This window comes from Streptomyces sp. NPDC001668 (assembly GCF_042893155.1).
Taxonomy (GTDB): Bacteria; Actinomycetota; Actinomycetes; order Streptomycetales; family Streptomycetaceae; genus Streptomyces.
The window spans coordinates 248,029-269,668 of the sequence record NZ_JBIAUQ010000001.1; the positions used below are offsets into that span (position 1 = coordinate 248,029).

General features: G+C 69.3%; 19 protein-coding genes and 1 tRNA gene. 4 read left to right on the forward strand and 16 right to left on the reverse strand.

Features of this window, described 5'->3' with window-relative positions; genetic code table 11:
- Nucleotide 1 precedes the first annotated feature (1 nt).
- Complete coding sequence (locus ACFYZ8_RS01195; RefSeq protein ID WP_388536852.1) at nucleotides 2-1,018, reverse strand: carbohydrate ABC transporter permease; 1,017 nt, start codon at nucleotides 1,016-1,018, stop codon at nucleotides 2-4.
- 5 nt (nucleotides 1,019-1,023) lie between these two features.
- On the reverse strand, nucleotides 1,024-2,349 hold the full coding sequence (locus tag ACFYZ8_RS01200; RefSeq protein WP_388536450.1) for an ABC transporter substrate-binding protein: 1,326 nt from the start codon (nucleotides 2,347-2,349) through the stop codon (nucleotides 1,024-1,026).
- A gap of 359 nt (nucleotides 2,350-2,708) precedes the next feature.
- On the opposite strand from ACFYZ8_RS01200, the gene ACFYZ8_RS01205 reads away from it, so the two are divergent.
- On the forward strand, nucleotides 2,709-3,764 hold the full coding sequence (locus ACFYZ8_RS01205) for a LacI family DNA-binding transcriptional regulator (RefSeq protein WP_359030399.1): 1,056 nt from the start codon (nucleotides 2,709-2,711) through the stop codon (nucleotides 3,762-3,764).
- An 89-nt stretch (nucleotides 3,765-3,853) separates the two neighbouring features.
- Here the strand turns inward: ACFYZ8_RS01205 and ACFYZ8_RS01210 are convergent, their stop codons facing one another.
- Complete coding sequence (locus ACFYZ8_RS01210; RefSeq protein WP_388536453.1) at nucleotides 3,854-4,750, reverse strand: SDR family oxidoreductase; 897 nt, start codon at nucleotides 4,748-4,750, stop codon at nucleotides 3,854-3,856.
- Nucleotides 4,751-4,913: 163 nt separating this feature from the next.
- Here ACFYZ8_RS01210 and ACFYZ8_RS01215 point away from each other — a divergent pair, with 163 nt between their 5' ends.
- The gene (locus ACFYZ8_RS01215; RefSeq protein ID WP_388536454.1) at nucleotides 4,914-5,789 is read left to right on the forward strand and encodes a LysR family transcriptional regulator; all 876 of its coding nucleotides are present in this window, start codon (nucleotides 4,914-4,916) and stop codon (nucleotides 5,787-5,789) included.
- A gap of 52 nt (nucleotides 5,790-5,841) precedes the next feature.
- Here ACFYZ8_RS01215 and ACFYZ8_RS01220 read toward each other — a convergent pair.
- From ACFYZ8_RS01220 to ACFYZ8_RS01235, 4 genes are all read right to left on the reverse strand, one after another.
- A tRNA-His gene (locus tag ACFYZ8_RS01220) sits at nucleotides 5,842-5,914 on the reverse strand.
- A gap of 76 nt (nucleotides 5,915-5,990) precedes the next feature.
- Nucleotides 5,991-6,593: an oligoribonuclease gene (orn, locus tag ACFYZ8_RS01225; protein WP_359030396.1), complete on the reverse strand. Its 603-nt coding sequence runs from the start codon at nucleotides 6,591-6,593 to the stop codon at nucleotides 5,991-5,993.
- A gap of 101 nt (nucleotides 6,594-6,694) precedes the next feature.
- Entirely contained in the window at nucleotides 6,695-7,924 is a 1,230-nt protein-coding gene (locus ACFYZ8_RS01230; RefSeq protein ID WP_359030395.1) for a helix-turn-helix domain-containing protein, read from the reverse strand.
- 386 nt (nucleotides 7,925-8,310) lie between these two features.
- Nucleotides 8,311-8,616 (reverse strand): hypothetical protein, encoded by a 306-nt coding sequence (locus ACFYZ8_RS01235; RefSeq protein ID WP_359030394.1) that lies wholly within the window; start codon nucleotides 8,614-8,616, stop codon nucleotides 8,311-8,313.
- A 336-nt stretch (nucleotides 8,617-8,952) separates the two neighbouring features.
- Between ACFYZ8_RS01235 and ACFYZ8_RS01240 the strand changes: the two genes are divergently transcribed.
- Nucleotides 8,953-9,480: a universal stress protein gene (locus ACFYZ8_RS01240; protein WP_359030393.1), complete on the forward strand. Its 528-nt coding sequence runs from the start codon at nucleotides 8,953-8,955 to the stop codon at nucleotides 9,478-9,480.
- Nucleotides 9,481-9,698: 218 nt separating this feature from the next.
- Here the strand turns inward: ACFYZ8_RS01240 and glmS are convergent, their stop codons facing one another.
- Both glmS and ACFYZ8_RS01250 read right to left on the reverse strand, forming a co-directional pair.
- Nucleotides 9,699-11,516 carry a glutamine--fructose-6-phosphate transaminase (isomerizing) gene (gene glmS, locus ACFYZ8_RS01245; protein ID WP_359030392.1) on the reverse strand — a complete coding sequence of 606 codons (1,818 nt, stop codon included), beginning with the start codon at nucleotides 11,514-11,516 and terminating at the stop codon, nucleotides 9,699-9,701.
- Between the two features lie 12 nt (nucleotides 11,517-11,528).
- A complete protein-coding gene (locus ACFYZ8_RS01250; RefSeq protein ID WP_057609677.1) occupies nucleotides 11,529-11,786 on the reverse strand; it encodes a hypothetical protein in 258 nt (85 codons plus the stop codon).
- Between the two features lie 186 nt (nucleotides 11,787-11,972).
- Here ACFYZ8_RS01250 and ACFYZ8_RS01255 point away from each other — a divergent pair, with 186 nt between their 5' ends.
- Entirely contained in the window at nucleotides 11,973-13,535 is a 1,563-nt protein-coding gene (locus ACFYZ8_RS01255) for a fibronectin type III domain-containing protein (RefSeq protein WP_388536457.1), read from the forward strand.
- A 17-nt stretch (nucleotides 13,536-13,552) separates the two neighbouring features.
- On the opposite strand, the gene ACFYZ8_RS01260 is transcribed toward ACFYZ8_RS01255, so the two are convergent.
- The 7 genes from ACFYZ8_RS01260 to ACFYZ8_RS01290 all read right to left on the reverse strand — a co-directional run bounded on the left by ACFYZ8_RS01260 (nucleotide 13,553) and on the right by ACFYZ8_RS01290 (nucleotide 21,576).
- Nucleotides 13,553-14,446 carry a DUF4429 domain-containing protein gene (locus ACFYZ8_RS01260; protein ID WP_388536459.1) on the reverse strand — a complete coding sequence of 298 codons (894 nt, stop codon included), beginning with the start codon at nucleotides 14,444-14,446 and terminating at the stop codon, nucleotides 13,553-13,555.
- A 75-nt stretch (nucleotides 14,447-14,521) separates the two neighbouring features.
- The gene (locus ACFYZ8_RS01265) at nucleotides 14,522-16,294 is read right to left on the reverse strand and encodes an IucA/IucC family protein (RefSeq protein ID WP_388536461.1); all 1,773 of its coding nucleotides are present in this window, start codon (nucleotides 16,292-16,294) and stop codon (nucleotides 14,522-14,524) included.
- Entirely contained in the window at nucleotides 16,291-16,842 is a 552-nt protein-coding gene (locus ACFYZ8_RS01270) for a GNAT family N-acetyltransferase (RefSeq protein ID WP_388536463.1), read from the reverse strand. The genes ACFYZ8_RS01265 and ACFYZ8_RS01270 overlap by 4 nt, the downstream gene beginning before the upstream one ends.
- The gene (locus ACFYZ8_RS01275) at nucleotides 16,839-18,116 is read right to left on the reverse strand and encodes a lysine N(6)-hydroxylase/L-ornithine N(5)-oxygenase family protein (RefSeq protein ID WP_388536465.1); all 1,278 of its coding nucleotides are present in this window, start codon (nucleotides 18,114-18,116) and stop codon (nucleotides 16,839-16,841) included. The genes ACFYZ8_RS01270 and ACFYZ8_RS01275 overlap by 4 nt, the downstream gene beginning before the upstream one ends.
- Nucleotides 18,100-19,542 carry a lysine decarboxylase DesA gene (gene desA, locus ACFYZ8_RS01280; protein WP_388536467.1) on the reverse strand — a complete coding sequence of 481 codons (1,443 nt, stop codon included), beginning with the start codon at nucleotides 19,540-19,542 and terminating at the stop codon, nucleotides 18,100-18,102. Before desA ends, ACFYZ8_RS01275 begins: the two co-directional genes overlap by 17 nt.
- A gap of 143 nt (nucleotides 19,543-19,685) precedes the next feature.
- Nucleotides 19,686-20,495, reverse strand: coding sequence for a siderophore-interacting protein (locus ACFYZ8_RS01285; RefSeq protein WP_388536468.1), 810 nt, complete (start codon nucleotides 20,493-20,495; stop codon nucleotides 19,686-19,688).
- Nucleotides 20,496-20,529: 34 nt separating this feature from the next.
- Nucleotides 20,530-21,576: an ABC transporter substrate-binding protein gene (locus ACFYZ8_RS01290; RefSeq protein ID WP_388536470.1), complete on the reverse strand. Its 1,047-nt coding sequence runs from the start codon at nucleotides 21,574-21,576 to the stop codon at nucleotides 20,530-20,532.
- Between the last annotated feature and the right edge of the window lie 64 nt (nucleotides 21,577-21,640).

A 21,640-nucleotide genomic window follows, 5' to 3' on the forward strand; every position in this document is an offset into this window, starting at 1 on the left:
CTTAACTACTGGCGCGCAGCCGGCGCGAGATGACGTAGTTGACGATCCCGATCACGATGAGGATCAGGAACATCGTCCAGGCGATCGCGGAGGCGCGGCCCAGGTGCATGTTCACCCAGCCCTGCTCGTACAGATACAGCCCGAGCGTCTGGAACTGGTGCTCGGCGCCGCCGGACGCGCCCTTGTTGGCGTCGAACAGCAGCGGCTCGCCGAACACCTGGCTCGCCCCGATCGTCGAGACGACGACGGTGAACAGGATCGTCGGCCGCAGCGAGGGCAGGGTGACGTGGAGGAACTGCTTCCAGCGGCTGGCTCCGTCCAGAGCCGCCGACTCGTACAGGTCCTGTGGGATCGCCTGCATCGCCGCCAGGTAGATCAGCGCGTTGTAGCCGGTCCAGCGCCAGATGACGATCGACGAAACGGCGATCTGCGAGGGCCACTTGTCGTTCTGCCAGTCGATGGCGTCGACACCGAAGAAGTGCAGGCCCCAGTTGATCATGCCGTAGTCGCGCCCGAAGAGCAGCACGAACACCAGCGAGGCGGCGGCGATCGACGTCGCGTACGGCGCGAGCATCACGACCCGGTAGAAGGTCGACGCGCGCAGCTTGTAGTTGAGGATGTGCGCCAGGCCCATCGCCATCGCCAACTGCGGGACGGTGGAGATGATGCCGATGGTCAGGGTGTTCTTCGCCGCGTTCCAGAAGAAGTCGTCGTCGAAGATCCGGGTGTAGTTGCGCAGGCCCGCCCACTGCATGTCGGTCGGGTCGGTCAGTTCCACCGTGTGCAGCGAGGCCCAGCCCGTGTAGATCAGCGGGAACAGGCCGAAGGCGAGGAACAGCAGGAAGAACGGCGAGACGAACGCGTACGGGCTCCAGCGCATGTCCCGCTGCCAGCGGCGGGACAGCCGGGCCCGGCGCCGCTGGTCCTTGTCGTCGGGTACGGCGTCTGCGGGCGGGCGGCCCGGGGCCGCGCCCCCCTCCTTGAGGGGGAGCGCGGCGGTGTCGTGCCGGGTGGCCATACCGGTCACTTCTCCAGGTTGTTGTCGATGGTCTTGGTGGCCGTCTCCCAGGCTTCCTTGGCCGACTTGCCCTTCGTGACGAGGATGACGCCGTTGTCGGTCAGACCCTGCTGGATGATCTGGTCCTTCGGGCCGATCACCTGCGTCGGGATGGCCTTGGCGGCCTCGGCGAAGATCTTGCCGATGGGCGCGTCACCGGTCATCGTGTTCTTCGCGTCGGTGACCAGGGGCAGGTCGTAGGCGGCGGACGAGCTCGGGAAGCTGCCCTGCACGCTGAACAGCTTGGCCTGCTGCTCCGGAGCGGTCAGCCAGGTGATCAGCTTCTCCGCCTCCTTGACGTGCTTGCCGCTCTTGGGCACGGAAAGGAAGGTACCGCCCCAGTTGCCGGACTTGGGTGCGGCGGCCACGTCCCACTTGCCGGCGGACTCGGGGGCCGACTTGCCCTTGAGGTAGCCGAGCATCCACGGCGGGCAGGCGATCGCGGCGAACTTGCTCTTGGCGATCGTCGTGTCCCAGGCCGGCTGGAACTGCGTCTGCGCTCCGACCAGCCCGTCCTTGGCGGCCTTCGCGGTCAGGTCGAAGGCGTTCTTGATGGCCGGGTTCGACTTGTAGATGACCTCGCCGGAGGCGTCGTAGTACTTGTCCTTCTCACTGCTGACGATCGCGTTGAGCAGACCGCCGGGCGAGTCCATGAAGGTGGTGCCCGCGGGAGCCTTCTTCTTGTAGGTCGCGCCGGCGTCGACGAGCTTGTTCCAGTCGCCCGCCCACAGCTTGCCGACCTCTTCGCGGTCGGTGGGCAGACCGGCCTGCTGGAAGAGGTCCTTGCGGTAGCAGATCGCCATCGGGCCGATGTCGGTGCCGAGGCCGATGGTCTGGCCGTCCTTGGTGGTGGCCTGCTGCCACTTCCAGTCCACCCACTTGGTCTTGTCCACCCCGGCGACCTTGGACATGTCCACCAGCTTGTCCGCGTTGGTGGAGACGACCTCGGCGATGTTGCCGACCTCGATGGCCTGCACGTCCAGGAGTCCGCTGTTGGTGGTGAGGTGGTTGACGAGAGCCGGGTAGTAGTTCTCGTTCCGCTCGACCACGTTCTCCTGGATCTTGATGTTCGGGTTGAGCTTCTCGTACTCCTTGTAGAGACCGGCTTCCTTGAAGCCCTGGGTGCCGAAGAGGCCGAGGGTGATCGTGGTCTTGCCGCCGCCGTCCGACGACGAACCGTCGCTGTCGTCGCCGCCGTCGTCGGCACAGCCGGCCAGCAGCCCGGCGCCCAGCGACGCGACGGCCGCGAGGACAACCACCCTGCTGCGGGCGGTTCGGGTACGTGCTCGCATTGCGTCCTCCTGTTGCCCTGACGTGCCGACCCCCCGGCCAACTGCGTTGTTGGGCCCGTTACTTGACTGCTGCGGCTCGGGCGGGGAACGTGCGGGATATTTATGTGTCAGGTACCGTGGGAGCGCTCCCATCGGTGATGTGTTGAAGGTTCGCGGGTTGGAGCGGGGGTGTCAAGGGAGTCGGCGAGGGGAGATGCGTTCAGTTATCAGGCCGTTAACTGGACGCCCCCGGTCCACCGGGCGCTCGCGCCGCGGAGCTGTGGGGGTGCGGGACGGCAGCCCCCGCGACAGTCACCGGAACAGGCGGGACTGTTAAATTCCAGGCCAGCGTCAAGACAACGGCGGGAAGGCGGAGCCCAATGGCAAGCCACGGAGCGCGGAGCCGGAGCGGTGGCCGGCCCACCCTGGAGGAGGTCGCCGCGCGTGCCGGTGTCGGCCGGGGCACTGTGTCCCGGGTGATCAACGGTTCGCCCCGGGTCAGCGACGCCACCCGCGCGGCCGTCGAGGCGGCGGTGGCGGAACTCGGGTACGTCCCGAACACGGCCGCGCGCGCTCTGGCGGCCAACCGCACGGACGCGATCGCGCTCGTCGTGCCCGAGCCGGAGACGCGGTTCTTCGCCGAGCCGTACTTCTCGGACATGCTCAAGGGCGTAGGCGCGGAGATCTCGGAGACCGAGATGCAGCTCCTGCTGATCTTCGCGGGTAGCGACCGCGAACGCCGCCGCCTCGCCCAGTACCTCGCCGCGCACCGGGTCGACGGCGTACTGCTGGTCTCCGTCCACGCCGACGACCCGCTCCCCGACCTGCTGGCCCAGCTGGAGATCCCGGCGGTGATCAGCGGCCCGCGCTCGGCGGGGGAGACGCTCCCGTCGGTGGACTCCGACAACTACGGCGGCGGCCGCTCGGCGGTGGAGCACCTGCTGGCCCGCGGCCGCCGCACGATCGGCCACATCACCGGCCGCCTCGACGTGTACGGCGCCCAGCGGCGCGTCGACGGCTACCGGGACGCCCTGCTCGACGCGGGCCACGAGGTGGACGAGCGGCTGATCGAGGCCGGTGACTTCACGGAGGAGGGCGGCCGCCGGGCGATGACGAAACTGCTGGCCCGCCGCCCCGACCTGGACGCGGTCTTCGCCGGCTCGGACGTCATGGCGGCCGGCGCCCGCCAGGTGCTGCGCGAGGAGGGCCTGGCCATCCCCTCGGACGTGGCCCTGATCGGCTACGACGACTCGGCCATAGCCCGGCACATGGACCCGCCCCTCACCAGTGTCCGCCAGCCCATCGAGGAGATGGGCCGCCACATGATCGACCTCCTCCTCTCCGAGATCGCCGACCGCCGCCCGGCGGTCTCCCGCGGCCTGGAACGCCGCCAGGTGGTGCTGGCGACGGAACTGGTGGAGCGGGCGTCGTCCTGACCTGGTGCGTCAAGAGGTTGAACGCAAGGATCTCCGACCGGTGCTGCGGAGTACGGGAGTCGGAGGAACGGCGGGCGGCGGCGTAGCGCTCAGGCCTTCTTGAAGTAGTGGCCCGCTTCCAGGTCAGGGAGCAGCCCCGGGTGTTCCGGGGCCCAGCCGAGCAGCTTCCGGGTGAGGGCGGCTGAGGCCCGCATGTCGATGGCGGCGAAACGGCCGAGCCAGCCGAAGTGGTCCGTCGCCTCCTCGGGGGCCACGCTCATCACCGGCACATCGAGACCCCGCCCGATCGTCCCGGCGATCTCACGGAACGGGATCCCCTCGTCCCCGATCGCGTGCAGCCGTACGCCCGCCGGCGCCTCCTCCAGCGCCAGCCGGAACAGCCGGGCCGCGTCGAAGCGGTGGACGGCCGCCCAGCGGTTGGAGCCGTCGCCCACCATGGCCGAGACGCCCTTCTCGCGCGCGAAGTCGATGAACATGGGCACGAATCCGTAGTCGCCCTCGCCGTGCACGCTCGGCGGAAGCCGAAGTACCGACGACCGCACCCCGCGCTCGGCGAGCGCGAGCGTCGCGACCTCCGAGGCGTGCCGGTGCTTGGCGGGGGAGTCCGGGTCGGCCGGGTCCTCCTCGGTGCCGACGCGCCCGGGCGCGGTCAGCAGCCCCGAGGTGACGACGAAGGGCTTGCCGGTGCCTTCCAGCACCCCGCCGATGGCCTCGATCGCCCTGAGATCGGCCTCGCCCGAGGCGCCCAGGTTGGTGAAGTCGTGGATGAAGGCCAGGTGGGCGATGCCGTCGGCCGCCTCGGCACCCCGTTGCAGACTGTCGAGGTCGGTCAGGTCGCCGCGGTGCACCTCCGCTCCGGCGGCCTTCAGCGCCTGCGCGGACCGGTCGGAACGGGCCAGGCCCAGGACCTCGTGCCCGGCGTCGAGAAGTTCACGGGTGACGGCGGAACCGACGAAGCCGGTCGCACCGGTGACGAATACACGCATGGTGGTCCTTCGCTGTGACGAGTGAATTCCCCTTCAGCGTGCGAAGGCGGGGCCGTCTGAGTCCAAAGCCTGTTTCGCATGGGGCAATACGGATCAGGCATCACCGCAGGTGAGTAGCGTTATCGACCGGAAACCGCCGACGACGTCGGCGTACGCTTCAGGCATGAGCGACCTCGACCTCCGGCTGGTCCGGTACTTCACGGCCGTCGCCGAGCACCGGCACTTCGGACGGGCCGCCGACGCGCTGCACATCACCCAGCCCTCGCTGAGCCGGCAGATCCGGCGCCTTGAGCAGCAGCTGGGCGCGCGGCTGCTGGAGCGGACCCCGCAGGGGAGCCGGCTCACCGAGGCGGGGGAGGTCTTCCTGCCCCGGGCGAAGGCGCTGCTGCGTTCCGCGGCCCAGGCCGCGAGCCTGGCCCGGGCGGCCGCCCAGCCGAGCCGGATCACCGTCGGGTACACGGCCGGGATCATCGTCACCCCGGCGGTGCGCGCCCTGCGCGAGCGCTTCCCGGACGCCGACGTGAGGACCGCGCACGTCGACTGGACCGAGCGGACGACGGCCCTGCCCGAGCTGAAGGTCGACGTCCTGGTGACCCGGCTGCCCTTCCCGACGGACGGGGCGCAGGTGACGGTGCTGTACGAGGAGCCCCGGGTGCTGGTGCTCCCGGTCGGCCACCGTCTCGCGGGCAAGGAGTCCGTGACCCTCGACGACATCGCCGACGAGCCGCTGGTCCGGGTGGCCGACCCGGTCTGGAACGCGTACTGGCGCATCGACCCGCGGCCGGACGGCCGCCCGGCGCCCGACGGGCCCCTGGCCGACGCGCTGGAGGACAAGTTCGAACTCGTCGCCTCCGGACAGGCCCTGTCCATCACGGCCATGCCCAGGGCCGGCACGCTCCGGCCCGATGTCACCGCGGTCCCGCTGCACGGCGTCGAGCCGGCCCATGTGGTCCTCGCGACCCGCGCCGAGGAGCGGAGCCGGCTGGTCGCGGCCTTCCGCAAGGCGGCGGGGACCTTCCTGAAGCCGTCCGGCTCCTGAAACGACCTCAGCCGGTGATCCTGTCTCCAGGATCACCGGCTGAGGTGATGAGGGTGAGTGACGGGACTCGAACCCGCGGCATCCTGGACCACAACCAGGTGCTCTACCAGCTGAGCTACACCCACCATGTTCGGCTGTCTTGGTTTCCCCGACCGGCCGAGAAAAAGTGTACAGGGTCCGAAGGGGTGCTCGCGCCCGGCTTTACTGCGCAGGCAGCACGTGCTTCGCGGCGATCGTCTTCGCGGTGTCGGAGTCGGGTCCGGGCTGTGGGACGAAGATCGCCTCGCGGTAGTAGCGCAGCTCCGCGATGGACTCGCGGATGTCGGCGAGGGCGCGGTGGTTGCCGTTCTTGTCCGGGCTGTTGAAGTAGGCCCGCGGGTACCAGCGCCGGGCGAGCTCCTTGACGGAGCTGACGTCCACGATCCGGTAGTGGAGGTAGTTCTCCAGGGTGGGCATGTCCCTCAGCAGGAAACCGCGGTCGGTGCCGACGGAGTTGCCGCACAGCGGGGCCTTGCCGGGTTCCTTCACGTGCTCGCGGACGTAGGCGAGGACCTGCTCCTCGGCGTCGGCGAGGGTGGTGCCGCCGGACAGCTCCTCGAGCAGCCCGGACGCGGTGTGCATCTGACGCACCACCTCCGGCATCGTCTCCAGCGCCTGGTCCGGCGGCCGGATGACGATGTCCACACCGTCGCCGAGCACGTTGAGCTCGGAGTCGGTGACGAGGGCGGCAACCTCGATGAGCGCGTCGTCGGACAGCGAGAGGCCGGTCATCTCGCAGTCGATCCACACCATGCGATCGTTCATGCGAACACCCTACGGGTGACGTCTGCTTTTGTGGCGCCCCGTGTCGGTGCCGGGCAGCCGAACGCCGGGCGGGCCGTCACGGCCCGCCCGGCGTCAGGACGTCATGCTCCGCTGCGCTGCCCCGGCAGACTCGCCCGGCCGCCGCCGACGTACAGCTCGCGGCCGTTGTCGGAGGACGGGCCCACGGGGGCCGGGGTGCGGCGGGTCTGGATCGGTACCGGACCGCTGTCCGGGTGCAGCGGCACGGGCGCGCTGGGCGCGGGACCCGTCGGGCCCCCCACCGGACCGTCGCTGTCCACGGGCTTGTCGCCCTGCGGGCGGCGGGCCCGGTACGCGGCCCGGTAGGCGGCCGGGGACGAGCCCAGCTGCCGCCGGAAGTGCCCGCGCAGCGCCACCGGCGAACGGAAGCCGCAGCGCCCCGCGACCTCGTCCACCGAGTAGTCCGACGTCTCCAGGAGCCGCTGCGCCTGCAGCACCCGCTGGGTGATCAGCCACTGCAGCGGGGCGGACCCCGTGAGCGAGCGGAACCGGCGGTCGAACGTACGACGGCTCATGTACGCCCGCGCTGCCAGCGTCTCCACGTCGAACTGTTCGTGGAGGTGCTCCAGCGCCCAGGCGACGACCTCGGCGAGCGGGTCGGCGCCGATCTCCTCTGGTAAAGACCTGTCGAGGTAGCGCTCCTGACCGCCCGAGCGGCGCGGCGGGACCACCAGACGGCGGGCCAGCGCACCGGCCGCCTCGTTGCCGTGGTCCGTCCGCACGATGTGGAGGCAGAGGTCGATTCCGGCCGCGGTACCGGCCGAGGTCAGTACGTCGCCGTCGTCCACGAAGAGTTCTCGCGGGTCCACGTGCACCGACGGGTAGCGCTTGGCCAGCGTCGGCGCGTACATCCAGTGGGTGGTCGCGGGGCGGCCGTCCAGCAGGCCGGCTGCGGCCAGCACGAACGCGCCGGTGCACAGGCCCACGATGCGGGCGCCCTCCTCGTGCGCCCGGCGCAGCGCGTCGAGCGCCTCCTCCGGTGGCGGTGAGGTGATCGAGCGCCAGGCCGGCACGACGACCGTGCCCGCGCGTGAGATCGCTTCCAGGCCATGCGGCGCGGTGAGTTCCAGGCCCCCTGTGGTCCGCAGTGGGCCTTCTTCGCCGCCGCACACCAGCAAGCGGTAGCGCGGCACGCCGGCGTCCTGGCGGTCAATCCCGAACACCGACAACGGTATGGAACTCTCGAAGATGGGGCCGCCGCTGAACAGCAGCACCGCGACGATCTCCTTGCGGCGTCGCCCGGAAAGCTTCCGGGCCGCGGCTTCCGGCGCGGCAGTGGAGTCGTGGCTCATACTGCTAAGCCCCCCTCGGTGGTCGCGGCGCCCCTAACTTGTCGGGCATGTCGCTCCAGCACGTTTCCCCTCGGTCCTGCACGAGTCCCCCGCCGTAAGACGTCAAGATCGAATCTACTGTGTCCCGTGGTGTCGGCGTGACCAGTTCGTCATCCGGCACATTGTCGACTTGGCAACTTGGCGTAAAGCATTCGATCACGAAGCGTTGCACTCGTGGGCCGTGCAGGGAAGTGCGCCTTGTGGAGGTGGCTAATCCACGTAGGGTGCACAGGGCACCGGAGACCCTATCCGTGCAGGTGGAACGGGGGTTGAGGGGTGGTTCGGCCAAGGGACACGCCCGAGGCGGAAGTTGGCTGAAAAGAATCGTCGCGGTGCACGGAAACCGGTCAGCCGACCGGTGTACTTCCCCCAGTGTGACGACCGCCTCGATGGGCCCCGGTACCGCTCTTGTGGTGACGGCCGCGGTGGGGCGCCCGCTCCTCGGCGTGCAGGCGGGCCGCGCCGCGCTCCGACTGGCGCAGGAGGATACGGCAGACGGCCGTGACGGCGGCGAGACCGAGGGCGGTGCCCGTCGCGCCGGCCAGCGAGGTGCCGTACACGACGAGGACCACGGGGACGAGGACGCAGCTGAAGGCCGCCCAGCGGATCACGTCCGTGGTGGAGTCCTCGGAGGGCGGTCGGTGTCCGGTCATCGCGTGCTCCCTGTGACGTCCCCCTGGCGGCGTGGCTCACGGGGCTCAACGCCCGTTCGACCCGTCGGTCACTGCGACGGGGCCGTCCGGTGGGTGCGCGGCGGGAACGGGCGCGTGAATCCCGTGCAAACCGCCTGTACAACGCAGCAACCATTGCGTTACGGGCGCCCCCTCGTGCATGCTCCCTGGAACCCCCACGCACCGTGGATGGGCTCTGGGCTAAGGAGGCGTGCCGCCGTACCCTTGGGGGTATGGGGTTGGGAAGATGATTCCCGGACACAGCTCCGCCGCACACTGTTGTCCCTCCCACACAAGGATCACGACGCCGAGACAGCCATGGCCGGTCACGAATTCTTCGAACCAGCGGACCGCAAGCGGCCCGTCGCCGATCCCACGGCGGCCGAGCCCCTGGCGGCGGAAGAGCCACGCCACTCCTGCGACCCCGCGTTCAAGCACGGCGTCGTGGTCGGCTTCGACGGCTCCACGTCCAGCGAGCGCGCCCTCGCGTACGCGATCGGCATGGCCCGTCGCTCCGGCTCGGGCCTGATCATCGTGCATGTCGCCAACCGGCTGCCCACCACCGTGTGGGCCGGCTGCGAGCCACCGGTCTTCGTCGACGTGCCGGACCACCGCACCGAGGTGCTCGGCCTCGAACTCGCCTGCGCGGACTACCTGGCCGAGGTCCCCTGGATCCTCGTCGAGCGCGGCGGGGACATCTGCCACGAACTCGAGGAGGTCGGGCGGGAGTACGAGGCGGACGCGATCGTCGTCGGCTCCACGCACGGCATCGTCGGGCGCCTCTTCGGCTCCGTCGCGGGGCGGCTCGCCAAGCGGGCGAAGCGGCCCGTCATCGTCATCCCGTAACTCGCCGTCCCCGCGCGCGAGATGTGTGAACCTACCCGCGCGTAGAGGTGTTCGCTCCCTGGTGCGGGGCATATACCGGTCACCGACTGGCTGCCTGCCGGGGCGTGACGGTCACCGGCCAAGTGGCAGCCGGCGCCGGGGTATTGGGCGGTCCCGGCGCCCGTACGGACCCCCTGTGAGCGGTGGCGTCACATGGGGGTCCGTCCTGCGTGCAGCTGCTACTCGACGGTGACCGACTTCGCCAGGTTCCTCGGCTTGTCGATGTCCCGGCCCAGGGCCAACGCCGTGTGGTAGGCGAGGAGTTGGAGCGGGATACCCATCAGGATGGGGTCCAGCTCGTCCTCGTTCTTCGGGACCACGATCGTCTCGTCGGCCTTCTCCTGGTGCTGGTGGGCGACCGCCAGGATCCTGCCGCTGCGGGCCTTGATCTCCTCCAGGGCGGCGCGGTTCTTCTCCAGGAGGTCGTCGTCGGGGACGATCGCCACCGTGGGCAGGGCCGGCTCGATCAGGGCCAGCGGACCGTGCTTGAGCTCGGAGGCGGGGTAGGCCTCCGCGTGGATGTAGGAGACCTCCTTGAGCTTCAGGGAGGCCTCGCGGGCCACCGGGTAACCCCGGACACGGCCGACGAAGAGCATCGAGCGGGCCTCGGCGTACTGCTCGGCCAGCTTCTTGATCTCCTCCTCCTGCTCCAGGATCTCGGTGATCTGCGCCGGGAGCCTGCGCAGGCCCTCGATGATCCGCTTGCCGTCGCGCACGGACAGGTCCCGGGTGCGGCCCAGGTGCAGGGCCAGCAGCGCGAAGGCCACCGTGGTGTTGGTGAAGCACTTCGTGGAGACCACGCAGACCTCCGGACCCGCGTGCACGTAGATGCCGGCGTCCGCCTCGCGGGCGATCGCCGAACCGACCACGTTCACCACGCCGAAGACCCGGGCGCCCTTGCGCTTGAGCTCCTGGACGGCGGCGAGGACGTCGTACGTCTCACCCGACTGGGAGACCGCCACGTACAGCGTCTCGGGGTCGACGACCGCGTTGCGGTAGCGGAACTCCGAGGCCGGCTCGGCGTCCGCGGGGATACGGGCCAGCTCCTCGATCATCTGGGCGCCGATCATGCCCGCGTGGTACGAGGTGCCGCAGCCGAGGATCTTCACGCGGCGGATCTGGCGGGCCTCGCGGGCGTCCAGGTTGAGGCCGCCGAGGTGCACGGTGGAGAAGCGGTCGTCGATGCGGCCGCGCAGCACGCGGTCCACGGCGTCGGCCTGCTCGTGGATCTCCTTGTGCATGTAGGTGTCGTGGCCGCCCATGTCGTAGGAGGCGGCCTCCCACTCGACGGTGGTGGGCTCGGCCGTCGTACGGGTGCCCTCCGTCGTGTAGGTGCGGAAGTCGTCGGCCTTGAGGGTGGCCATCTCGCCGTCGTCGAGAGTCACTATCTGCCGCGTGTGGGCGACCAGCGCGGCGATGTCCGAGGCGACGAACATCTCCTTCTCGCCGATGCCGAGGACGACCGGGGAGCCGTTGCGGGCCACCACGATGCGGTCGCTGAAGTCGGCGTGCATCACGGCGATGCCGTAGGTGCCCTCGATCACCCGCAGGGTGTCGCGGACCTTGTCCTCCAGCTTCTCCGCCTGGGAGCGCGCGATCAGGTGGACCAGGACCTCGGTGTCGGTCTCGGAGAGGAACTCGACGCCGTCCGCCTCCAGCTTGCGGCGCAGGTCGGAGGCGTTGTCGATGATGCCGTTGTGGACGACGGCGACCTTGGACTCGGCGTCCATGTGCGGGTGCGCGTTGACGTCGGAGGGGGCGCCGTGGGTGGCCCAGCGGGTGTGGGCGATGCCGGTCGTGCCCTTGAAGCGGGCCGGGACCCTGGCCTCCAGGTCACGGACGCGGCCCTTGGCCTTGACCATCTTCAGGCCTGCCGTCTTCGGCGAGGTGACCACTATGCCGGCCGAGTCGTAGCCGCGGTACTCCAGGCGCTGCAGGCCCTCCAGGAGCAGGGGAGCGACATCACGCTTCCCGATGTAACCGACGATTCCGCACATGTGTATGTCTTCCTAGCCGTAGACGATGCGCCGTAGCTGCCTGAGCGTGAGCTCGGGCGGTGCCACCGCTCGGTATTTCAGGTCCGCCTCGATCCGTCCGAAGATCTCCGTGTTCACCAGGCCCTGTGCCTGGAGCTCACGGTGGCGGCGACGGACGAACTCCACGGTCGTCTCGTCGAAGTAGGCGAGCACGTCCTGGATCACCCGCAGCGCCTCGCCCCGGCTCAGGGGCGTGGACCGCGTCAGATGATCAACCAGGTCGTCGTGCACCCGGTAGATCCTGAAGCACCTCCCGGCCTTTCGCAAGAATCCTGCCCGATTTCGGGCACGTGTCTGTTGATACTCCTTGGGAGAACATTGAATCTCTCATGAGTGCCTGTTCGCACGCTGTCCATCCTGCGTCCCGCGGTCCGTCGCCCAGGCAGACGAGTTTCAGACGCCATGGACATTCCTCGCATGGGAGTACCGGAGCAGCTCGCCGAGCGCATGAGCATGGCCGAGCAGCACGAGTACCTGCGCACCAGATTTTCCCGGCGCACGATGATCAGGGGCGGAGCCGTCACGCTGGGCGCCGTCGCCGGTGGCGCGTTCGTGCCGGGCGCCGTCGCCCAGGCCGCGACACCCACCCGGACCTTCGCCAGTGCCGAGAGCGTCGACGGCGCCCTCGTCGCCCCCTTCGGCCGCCACCTCGCCTACGGCAACGACCCGCGCACCGAGATGACCGTCTCCTGGCAGGTGCCGGTCGCCGTCAAGAAGCCGTTCATCCGGATCGGCGCCCGCCCCTGGGACCTCTCCCGCAAGATCGAGGCCGAGGTGCGCACCCTGTACACCCCGGCCGGCGTCGGCGCGAGCGCCGACCACACCCAGTACTACCTGCACGCCAAGCTGACCCACCTGCGCCCCGGCCAGACCTACTACTACGGCGTCGGCCACCAGGGCTTCGACCCCGCCGAGCCGCACCTGACGGGCACCCTGGGCACCTTCACCACCGCGCCCGCCCACAAGAAGCCGTTCACCTTCACGGCCTTCGGCGACCAGGGCGTCAGCTACCACGGCCTGGCCAACGACAGCCTGCTCCTCGGCCAGAACCCGGCCTTCCACCTGCACGCCGGCGACATCGCCTACGCCGACCCGGCAGGCCAGGGCAAGTCGGCCGACACCGGCTTCGACTCGCGGGTGTGGGACCAGTTCCTCGCCCAGACCGAGTCCGTCGCCAAGTCCGTGCCGTGGATGGTGAGTTACGGCAACCACGACATGGAGGCCTGGTACTCGCCCAACGGCTACGGCGGCGAGGAGGCCCGCTTCACACTCCCCGACAACGGGCCGGACAAGGCGCACCTGCCGGGCGTCTACTCCTTCGTCTACGGCAACACCGCGATCATCTCGCTGGACCCGAACGACGTCTCCTTCGAGATCCCGGCCAACCTCGGCATCTCCGGCGGCACCCAGACCACCTGGTTCGAGGGGCAGCTGAAGAAGTACCGGGCCGCGAAGGACATCGACTTCATCATCGTGTTCTTCCACCACTGCGCCTACTGCACCTCCACCGCGCACGCCTCGGAGGGGGGCGTGCGCCAGGAGTGGGTGCCGCTGTTCGAGAAGTACACCGTGGACCTGGTCATCAACGGCCACAACCACCAGTACGAGCGCACCGACGTCATCAAGGGCGACAAGGTCGCCAAGAAGCTCCCGATCGGCGAGACCGCGTACCCGGAGACCGAGGGAGTCGTCTACGTCACGGCGGGCGCCGCGGGCCGCAGCCTGTACGCGTTCACCGCGCCGGACTCCTACGAGGGGCACCTGAACGAGGTCGACTCGGTCGCCTCCTTCATCAACACCAAGGACGGCAAGGTCAACGAGACCGTCGCCTGGTCCCGGGTGCGCTACCTCAACTACTCCTTCCTGCGCGTGGACGTGGAGCCCGCCTCCAAGGGCCACTACGCCAGGCTGAAGGTGTCGGGCATCGCCGAGACCGGCGACCGCATCGACCACTTCACGGTGGCGCGCAGGGCGAAGTAGCCGCCCTGGCAGGGCCGTCACATCCGCTTGAGGATCGCCTGCTTGGCCCACGTGAACTCCTCGTCCGTCAGGACACCCGTGCGGTGCAGCTCACCGAGCTCGCGCAGCCGGCGCAGGAGGGCGTCGTGGCCGTCCTCGGCGGAGGCGACCGGAGAGGAAGGCGTTTCCGGTCGTAGCTGCTTCTTCGCGGGTACGTCGACGGCGGCGGCCCGGGCCGGGTGCGGAAGCCTGGCCTGGACCGCCGCCGCGACCAGCGCCATCAGCGGGTCCTTCTTGAAGCCCCACAGCTCCACCGCGTTGGGGTCGTACTTGGGCGGGGCCTTGGTCGGCGCGTGCCGCACGGTGAAGCGCAGATGGCCGTTCTCCAGGCCGACCGCGGGCTGCCACTCCACGGCGACGACGTCGGCCAGGGCGAGGACGCGGGGGCCCGCGGAGGCCTTGGCGTCCTCCGTCTTCCAGTTCCACTCCAGACGGATGTGCGCGCCGTCGAAGCCGGCGGTGCCGTCCCCGGCGGAGACCGCGAGGGGCACGGCCGGGCCCGGGAGCAGATACCCGTCCACGGGGCCGGCCGGGACCTGGTCCAGGCGCAGGGCGCCGCGGACCTCGTCCACGAAGTACTCGGCGACGCCGTAGCGGTCCGACTCGACGGTCAGCTGGTACGGGTCGTGCGGCTCGGTCAGCCGGCCCCCGGTCGCCTGCAGCAGCGGGTCGGCGCCGTCGCGCAGCCGCAGCCTCAACCGGCCCGTCTTCTTGCCCTGTTCGAAGGAGACGCCCGCCAACGCGCCCAGCGGCACGACGAGTTCACCCAGCTCCTTGCGGAGCAGCCCGACGTTCTTGTCTCTCCCGGGCGTCAGCCGCAGAGCGTCGCCGTCGAAGACCCATGAGCCGTCCTTCTGGAGGATTTCCGCCATGGGGAGAGTGTGGCGGAGCAAGGCGGGTCCCGGGAGGACCGTACTCCCGGGACCCGCCTGGTCGTCGGGCCGTGCCTACCGGCCCGCGATGGGGTTGTTCAGGGTGCCGACCAGCTGGAGCGCGGCCGACGGGTCCGCCAGGTCCACCATCTGCCGGTTGTTGCGCAGCTGGAGGCGGTTGAGGCAGGACAGGGCGAACTCCGGGGCGAAGATGTCGTACTGGGCGAACTTGTCGGCCAGTTCGGGCACCGAGTGCTGGTAGTCGCGGGTGACCTCGGCGACCGTGCGCCAGAAGTCCTCCTCCTCCAGGACTCCCTCGGCGGCGAGGTTCGCGGCCAGGAAGCGGAAGAAGCAGTCGAAGACGTCCGTGAAGATCGACAGCAGTTTGGTGTCGTCGGGGACCTCGACACGCAGCCGTTCGACCGCCGGCGGCAGCACCGCCTCCGGGTCCATGACGGCGATCTCCTCGGCGATGTCCTTGTAGACCGCCCGCTCGACCACGCCGTCCCTCAGGACCAGGATGACGTTCTCGCCGTGCGGCATGAACACCAGGTCGTAGGCGTAGAAGCTGTGCAGGAGCGGGGTGTAGTAGGCGCGCAGGTAGCGGCGCAGCCAGTCCGTCGGGGTGAGTCCGGACCGCTCGATGAGCGCGCCCGCGAAGGACCGGCCCTCGTGGTCGACGTGGACCAGGGAGGCCATGGTGGCGAGCGACTCGCCGTCCTGGAGGGACGGGACGGGGCTCTCGCGCCACAGCGCGGCCAGCATCTTGCGGTACGGCGAGTAGCGGTCCGTGGCGGCCTCGTACTCCAGGTGCCGGTAGCCGACGGCGGCCCGCTCGCGGATGATCGTCAGACCCGTGGACTTCAGTACCGGGTCGCCCTCGATGAGCTGGGCGAGCCAGTCGTTGATGGCCGGGGTCGCCTCCATGTACGCGGCCGAGAGTCCGCGCATGAAGCCCATGTTGAGGACGGACAGGGCCGTCTTCACATAGTGCTTCTCGGGGTGGGAGGTGTTGAAGAAGGTCCGGATGGACTGCTGGGCCAGGTACTCGTCGTCGCCCTCGCCGAGGCAGACGAGGAGCTCGCGGGCGACCTCGGCGGCGAAGGTGACGGTGAGCTTGTTCCACCACTGCCAGGGGTGGACCGGGATGAGGAGGTAGTCGGCCGGGTCGAGTCCCCGGTCGCGCAGAACGCCGTGGAAGCGCTCGACGGTCTCCTCGCCCAGCTCCTGCCGTACGAAGGACTCGTACTCGATGCCGACCCCGGCAGTGAAGGCGGCGCGGGAGCGGTGGGCGGCGAGCCAGACCAGGCGGACCGGGCTCGCGGTCTCGGGGGCGTACGAGAGGTACTCGTGGATGCCGAAGCCGAGCCGGCCGTTGTTGGCGACGAAGCAGGGGTGGCCCTCGGTCATGCCGGTCTCGATGTCCTGGAAGTCGGCCTTCACCAACTCGGCGACCGGGATCCGCGGCTTGGTGAGCTTGTAGCAGGTGCCGGAGAGGGTGGAGGAGATCTCCTCCAGGTAGACCGGCAGGATCTCGTCGCTCAGGCCGAGGGTGTTCTTCAGCTCGATGAAGAAGTCCAGTGCGGCGAGCGGGAGTTCGGTGCCCTCGCGGTGGCGGGTGATGGAGTCGGCGTCGACCTGCCAGTGGTCCAGGGCACGGCGCACGGCCGTGAAGTCGTAGCGGGTCTTGCCGTCGTCGCTGCGGACGACGTACTGGTCCTTGTCGGTCTCCTCGGGCTCGATCAGCCGCTCGTGGGCGAACTCGGCGAGGCCCTTGCGGATCAGCAGGCGGTTGGCGGTCTCCCAGCGCTCGGGGGAGAGATGGGACACGGCGTCGGCGAGGCTCATGCGTCCACCCCCGTCGCCCTCAAGAACTGTTCCCGCGTGCAGAAGCTCAACAGGGCCTTCTTCTCCGGCTTCTGTATCTCGCGCTCGGGCACGAACCCGACCGCCTCGTTCAGGGCGTGGACGGCCTTGTTGGAGACGTCCGGCTCGACGACCACCCGCCGGACCGCCGGGTCCTCGAAGAGGTGGGCCATCACGGCGGTGATGACGGACCGGGTGAACCCGTGGACGGGCCGGTCCGTCGCGGGGGTGAGGAAGTGCATGCCGACATCCCCCGGCCGCGGCTCGTACAGGCCGACCAGCTCGCGGTGGGCCGGGTCGTACTTCTCCATCAGGAAGGCGGGGACACCGTCCGCGTCGAGGCCCAGCAGCGCGTGGTGGTGCTCGTCGGCCGCGATGTCCATGTAGGCGCGCTCGACATCCTCGAGCTTCGCGTCCTGCATCATCCAGAACGCGGCCTTGGGGTGGGTGACCCACCCGTGCAGCAACTCGGCGTCCTTCAGGGGGTCGAGGGGGCGGAAGGTGAAGGTGGTCGCGGTGGTGGTGCTCATACGGAGAACTCCTGGAACGCGATCGTCTTCTCGACCGGGTAGTACTCGGTGCCGAGCAGCTCGCGGATGATGCAGCTGTTGCGGTAGGCACCCATGCCCAGGTCGGGGCTGGTGATGCTGTGGGTGTGGACTGCGGCGTTCTGCAGGAAGACACCTCTGCCCGTCACGTCGATCGCGTAGTTGCGGGACACGTCGAAGTTGCCCCGGGAGTCGTGGACCAGGCGGTCCCTGACCGGGCTCAGGAACTCCGGCTCGGCGTACGTGTAGCCGGTCGCGAGGACCAGGCCCTGCGACTCGATCTCGAAGTCCTTCTCCTGCTCCTCCTGGCGGAAGCCGAGCGTGTACGTGCCGTTCTCGTACCGCGCGCTGTTCAGCGAGGAGTTGGTGAGCAGCCGGGTGGGGACCGGGCCGCCCAGGTTCTTCTGGTAGAGCAGGTCGAAGATCTCGTTGATGAGGTCGCCGTCGATGCCCTTGAACAGGCCCTTCTGCTCGGCGGTGAGCCGGTAGCGGGTGGCCTCGGGCAGCTCGCGGTAGTAGTCGACGTACTCCGGGGAGGTCATCTCCAGCGTGAGCTTGGTGTATTCGAGGGGGAAGAAGCGCGGGGAGCGGGTGACCCAGTTCAGCCGGTAGCCGTGGACGTCGATCTCGCTGAGCAGGTCGTAGTAGATCTCGGCGGCGGACTGACCGGAGCCGACGATCGTGATCGACTCCTTCTTCTGGAGCTCCGCCTTGTGCTGCACGTAGCGGGAGTTGTGGAAGAAGTCGCCGCCGAGGCCGCGCACGGCCTCCGGGTAGTGCGGGGAGGTGCCGGTGCCGAGGACGAGGTGGCGGGCGCGGAAGACCTCGCCGGCCTCGGTCTTCACGACGTAGACGCCGTCCTCGTACGTCACCTCGGTCACCGTCGTGCCGAAGCGGAGGTTGCTCAGCTTGTGCGCGGCCCAGCGGCAGTAGTCGTCGTACTCCACCCGCAGCGGATAGAAGTTCTCGCGGATGTAGAACGAGTACAGCCGGCCCTTCTCCTTCAGGTAGTTGAGGAAGGAGTACGGCGAGGTCGGGTCGGCGAGGGTGACCAGGTCCGACATGAACGGGGTCTGGAGGTGGGCGCCGTCCAGGAACATCCCGGCGTGCCACTCGAAGTCGGGCTTGGAGTCCAGGAAGATCCCGTCGAGTTCGTCGACGGGTTCGGTGAGGCAGGCCAGGCCGAGGTTGAAGGGACCGAGCCCGATGCCCACGAAGTCGTAGGTCTTGGACGGGTTTTCAGGACGCGCGGTCAAGGGACTCTCCCAGGTACTGCTCGGCGTGGCCGGCGATGAGATCGAGGACGACGGACATGTCTTCGACCGTCGTCTCGGGGTTGAGCAGGGTGAACTTCAGGTAGTGGCGGCCGCTCACCTTGGTGCCCGCGACGACCGCGTCACCGGAGGCGAACAGGGCCTTGCGGGCGTACAGGTTGGCGCGGTCGATCTCGGCAGGGTCGGTGACGGAGGCCGGGATGTAACGGAAGACGAGGGTGGAGAGGCTCGGTTCGACGACCACGTCGAAGCGCGGGTCGGCCGCGAGCAGTTTCCAGCCCTCGGCGGCCAGGTCGCAGACCTCGTCGAAGAGCCGGCCGATGCCGTCGGCGCCCATCACGCGCAGGGTCATCCACAGCTTGAGGGCGTCGAAGCGGCGGGTGGTCTGGAGGGACTTGTCCACCTGGTTGGGGATGCGCTCCTGCACCATGCGGCGCGGGTTGAGGTACTCCGCGTGGTAGGTGGCGTGGCGCAGGGTCGCGGCGTCACGGACCAGCACGGCGGACGAACTCACCGGCTGGAAGAAGGACTTGTGGTAGTCCACGGTGACCGAGTCGGCGCGTTCGATGCCGTCGACGCGGTCCCGGTACTTGACCGAGGCGAGCAGTCCGCAGCCGTAGGCGGCGTCGACGTGCATCCAGGTGCCGTACTGCTCGCACAGTTCGGCGATCTCGGGCAGCGGGTCGATGGAGCCGAAGTCGGTGGTGCCGGCGGTGGCGACGACGGCCATCGGGATCAGGCCCTCGCGGCGGCAGCGCTCCAGCTCGCGGGCGAGGGCGACGGTCTGCATCCGCTTGTCGTGGTCGACGGGGATCGAGACGACGGCGTCCGGGCCGAGACCGAGCAGTTTGGCCGACTTCTTGACGCTGAAGTGGCTGACCTCGGAGGCGAAGACGCGCAGTGTGGCCAGGTCGTCGGTCTTGGCCTCCTCGCGCGCCAGCAGCAGCGCCTGGAGGTTGGACTGTGTGCCACCGGACGTGAACACGCCGTCGGCGACGGGACCGAGGCCGATGCGCGCGGCCGTCCAGTCGATCAGCTTGCGCTCGATGAGGGTGCCGCCGGCCGACTGGTCCCAGGTGTCCAGGGAGGAGTTGACGGCGGAGAGGATCGCCTCGCCGACCACCGCCGGGATGACCACCGGGCAGTTGAGGTGGGCGAGGTAGCGGGGGTGGTGGAAGTAGATCGCGTCCCGGAGGTAGACGTCCTCCAGCTCGTCGAGCACCGCCGCCGTGTCCAGCAGGGGCTTGTCGAGGTCGATCTCCTCGATGCGGGGGGTGAGGGCGTCGACGGTGACGCCGGTGAACGGCTTGGTGGTGGTGGCGAGTTTGGCCGCCACCCGCTCGATTCCTTCGGTCACGGAGCGCCGGTAGCTCTCCGCGGTCGTGTCATTGAGCAGGTGCGAGCGCATGTGGGGGTCCTCCGGTGGGGACGATCCGTGCGGGACGGGGGCAGGAGCGGGGCGGTTACCCGGGCTTCAACTTAGGTAAGCCTAACCTAATTAACGCGAGGGAAAACCTGCCCCACCCGTGACCGGCGTCACGTCGGCGGGGGTTACTCGGCCGCCCGCAGCTGTTCCTCGGTCATCCCCTGCCGCCAGTACCCGACGAAGGTGACCCGGCGCCGGTCGACCCCGCGCTCGCGCACGAAGTGGCGCCGCAGCTCCTTCACGCACCCGGACTCGCCCGCGATCCAGACGTACGGCCGCTCGGCGGGCGGGAGTTGGGCGTCGCGGATGAGGTCCGGTGCTTTCTCCCCGACGAGCCAGGTGATCTCGGCGTCCGCCTCGGTCGCCAGGTCCTGGATGTCCCCGGCGTCCCGCACCTCCAGCCACACGCGGGCGCGCTGCCCCGCGGGAAGGGCCTCCAGGATCGCGGAGACGGCGGGCAGGGCGCTCTCGTCGCCCCACAGCAGCACCAGGTCGGTGTCGGCGGGCGGCCGGAACCGGATCGCCCGGTTGTCGGCGACGGCGGGCCCGAGCAGCTGGACCCGGTCACCGGCACGGGCCCGCGAGGCCCACGCGGACGCGGGCCCGGCCGGCTCGTGCAGCACGAAGTCGATGTCGATCTCGTCGGGATCGCGCCGCAGACCTCGCAGCGTGTACGACCGCATGACGGCCCGCACGTCGTCGGGCTGCTCCCGCCACGCCTGCCACCACCCGTCCCCGAGTTCGACGGGAACGCCGGGCTCGGTCCGCCCCTCGGCGGGGAGGAAGAGGGACAGCGACTGGTCGTGTCCGTGGGAGAAGAAGTGCCGGAGATCCTCCCCGGCGAAGGTGACCCGGACCAGGGACGGCCCCAGCCGCCTCGTCCGTACGACCTGGAGGGAGAAGAAACGGAACGGGGCGGCTACGGCCGTAGTCATACAAAGCTCCTGGGGTTCAGGAAGACGTGAACGGTCAGCTGACCTTCTTCGCGGTCTCGATGGCCTTCGCCAGGTTCTCCACCATCGCCACGCACTTGTCGTACGACAGAATCGGCTCGGGAGAACGCGAGATGACCTGACCCGCCTTCACCGCGGGCAGCTTCTTCCAGGTCGCCTCGGTGATGTCGGCCGGCTGGATGGTCGCCGTACGGTCGTCCATCATGATGATGTCGGCCTTGTACTTGTCGACGTTCTCCCAGCTCAGCGACTCGTACCAGCCGCCGGAGGCCTTGAGCACCGACGCCGGGGGCTCCACGAAGTTCACGCCCAGCGCCTTGAAGTACTCCAGGTCGATGGAGAGGTTGGAGCCGGAGACGTAGAAGACGTCCTGGGCCGCGGACCCGGCGAGCACCTTGATGTCGGGGTGGGCCTTGGCGGCGGCCCGCAACCGCTCCGACGCCGACTCGAACCGCTTCTTCGCGTCGGTGACCTTCGCCGCCGTCATGTCGGCGCCGAGGGACTCGGCCAGCTCCCACACCCGCTGGAGCGGCGTGGTGATCTGACGGTCGTACACGGAGACGGCCACGCTCGGCGCCAGCTTGGCGATCTTGGACGCGGAGGCCGCGGGGACGTACCAGAGGGTGCCGGCGCTGTCGAAGGTCGTGCTGATGAGGACCTCGGGCGCGAAGGCCGCGTACTGCTCGACGTTGAACTGGTCCCAGACGTTGCCGAAGACGGTCAGCTTGCTGACGTCCATGTCGCCGGCCTGGACGTCGGCCTTGCCGTCCTTGGTCTTGGTGGGTCCGAAGACGCCCTTGACCTCGATGCCGTAGTCGTACAGCGCGGCGGCGACTCCGACGAAGGCCACGATCTTCGTGGGGACCTTGTCGAGCTTCACGGTCGTGCCGCGGTCGTCCTTGAAGGTCCACGCCCCGGACTTGGCGGCCGTGGTCCCCTTGCCAGAGCCCTCGCTGCTGGAGTCGTCGTCACCGCAGGCCGCGAGCACGGCGCCGAGGCCGAGTGCGCCGCCCGCGGCGAGGAGGCCACGGCGGGTGAGGTGGGCGGCTCGTGCGTTGGACATGTGTGGCTGCTTTCGAACGGGGCGGGGCGCCCGCCGGACAAGTTCGAATGTAGGTTAGCCTAAC

What these genes read in the sequence shown, in the direction of transcription:
- ACFYZ8_RS01195 (WP_388536852.1), bottom strand. Translation starts at nt 1,018, where the DNA reads ATGGCCACCCGGCACGACACCGCCGCGCTCCCCCTCAAGGAGGGGGGC.
- ACFYZ8_RS01200 (WP_388536450.1), bottom strand. Translation starts at nt 2,349, where the DNA reads ATGCGAGCACGTACCCGAACCGCCCGCAGCAGGGTGGTTGTCCTCGCG.
- ACFYZ8_RS01205 (WP_359030399.1), top strand. Translation starts at nt 2,709, where the DNA reads ATGGCAAGCCACGGAGCGCGGAGCCGGAGCGGTGGCCGGCCCACCCTG.
- ACFYZ8_RS01210 (WP_388536453.1), bottom strand. Translation starts at nt 4,750, where the DNA reads ATGCGTGTATTCGTCACCGGTGCGACCGGCTTCGTCGGTTCCGCCGTC.
- ACFYZ8_RS01215 (WP_388536454.1), top strand. Translation starts at nt 4,914, where the DNA reads ATGAGCGACCTCGACCTCCGGCTGGTCCGGTACTTCACGGCCGTCGCC.
- orn (WP_359030396.1), bottom strand. Translation starts at nt 6,593, where the DNA reads ATGAACGATCGCATGGTGTGGATCGACTGCGAGATGACCGGCCTCTCG.
- ACFYZ8_RS01230 (WP_359030395.1), bottom strand. Translation starts at nt 7,924, where the DNA reads ATGAGCCACGACTCCACTGCCGCGCCGGAAGCCGCGGCCCGGAAGCTT.
- ACFYZ8_RS01235 (WP_359030394.1), bottom strand. Translation starts at nt 8,616, where the DNA reads ATGACCGGACACCGACCGCCCTCCGAGGACTCCACCACGGACGTGATC.
- ACFYZ8_RS01240 (WP_359030393.1), top strand. Translation starts at nt 8,953, where the DNA reads ATGGCCGGTCACGAATTCTTCGAACCAGCGGACCGCAAGCGGCCCGTC.
- glmS (WP_359030392.1), bottom strand. Translation starts at nt 11,516, where the DNA reads ATGTGCGGAATCGTCGGTTACATCGGGAAGCGTGATGTCGCTCCCCTG.
- ACFYZ8_RS01255 (WP_388536457.1), top strand. Translation starts at nt 11,973, where the DNA reads ATGGGAGTACCGGAGCAGCTCGCCGAGCGCATGAGCATGGCCGAGCAG.
- ACFYZ8_RS01260 (WP_388536459.1), bottom strand. Translation starts at nt 14,446, where the DNA reads ATGGCGGAAATCCTCCAGAAGGACGGCTCATGGGTCTTCGACGGCGAC.
- ACFYZ8_RS01265 (WP_388536461.1), bottom strand. Translation starts at nt 16,294, where the DNA reads ATGAGCCTCGCCGACGCCGTGTCCCATCTCTCCCCCGAGCGCTGGGAG.
- ACFYZ8_RS01270 (WP_388536463.1), bottom strand. Translation starts at nt 16,842, where the DNA reads ATGAGCACCACCACCGCGACCACCTTCACCTTCCGCCCCCTCGACCCC.
- desA (WP_388536467.1), bottom strand. Translation starts at nt 19,542, where the DNA reads ATGCGCTCGCACCTGCTCAATGACACGACCGCGGAGAGCTACCGGCGC.
- ACFYZ8_RS01285 (WP_388536468.1), bottom strand. Translation starts at nt 20,495, where the DNA reads ATGACTACGGCCGTAGCCGCCCCGTTCCGTTTCTTCTCCCTCCAGGTC.
- ACFYZ8_RS01290 (WP_388536470.1), bottom strand. Translation starts at nt 21,576, where the DNA reads ATGTCCAACGCACGAGCCGCCCACCTCACCCGCCGTGGCCTCCTCGCC.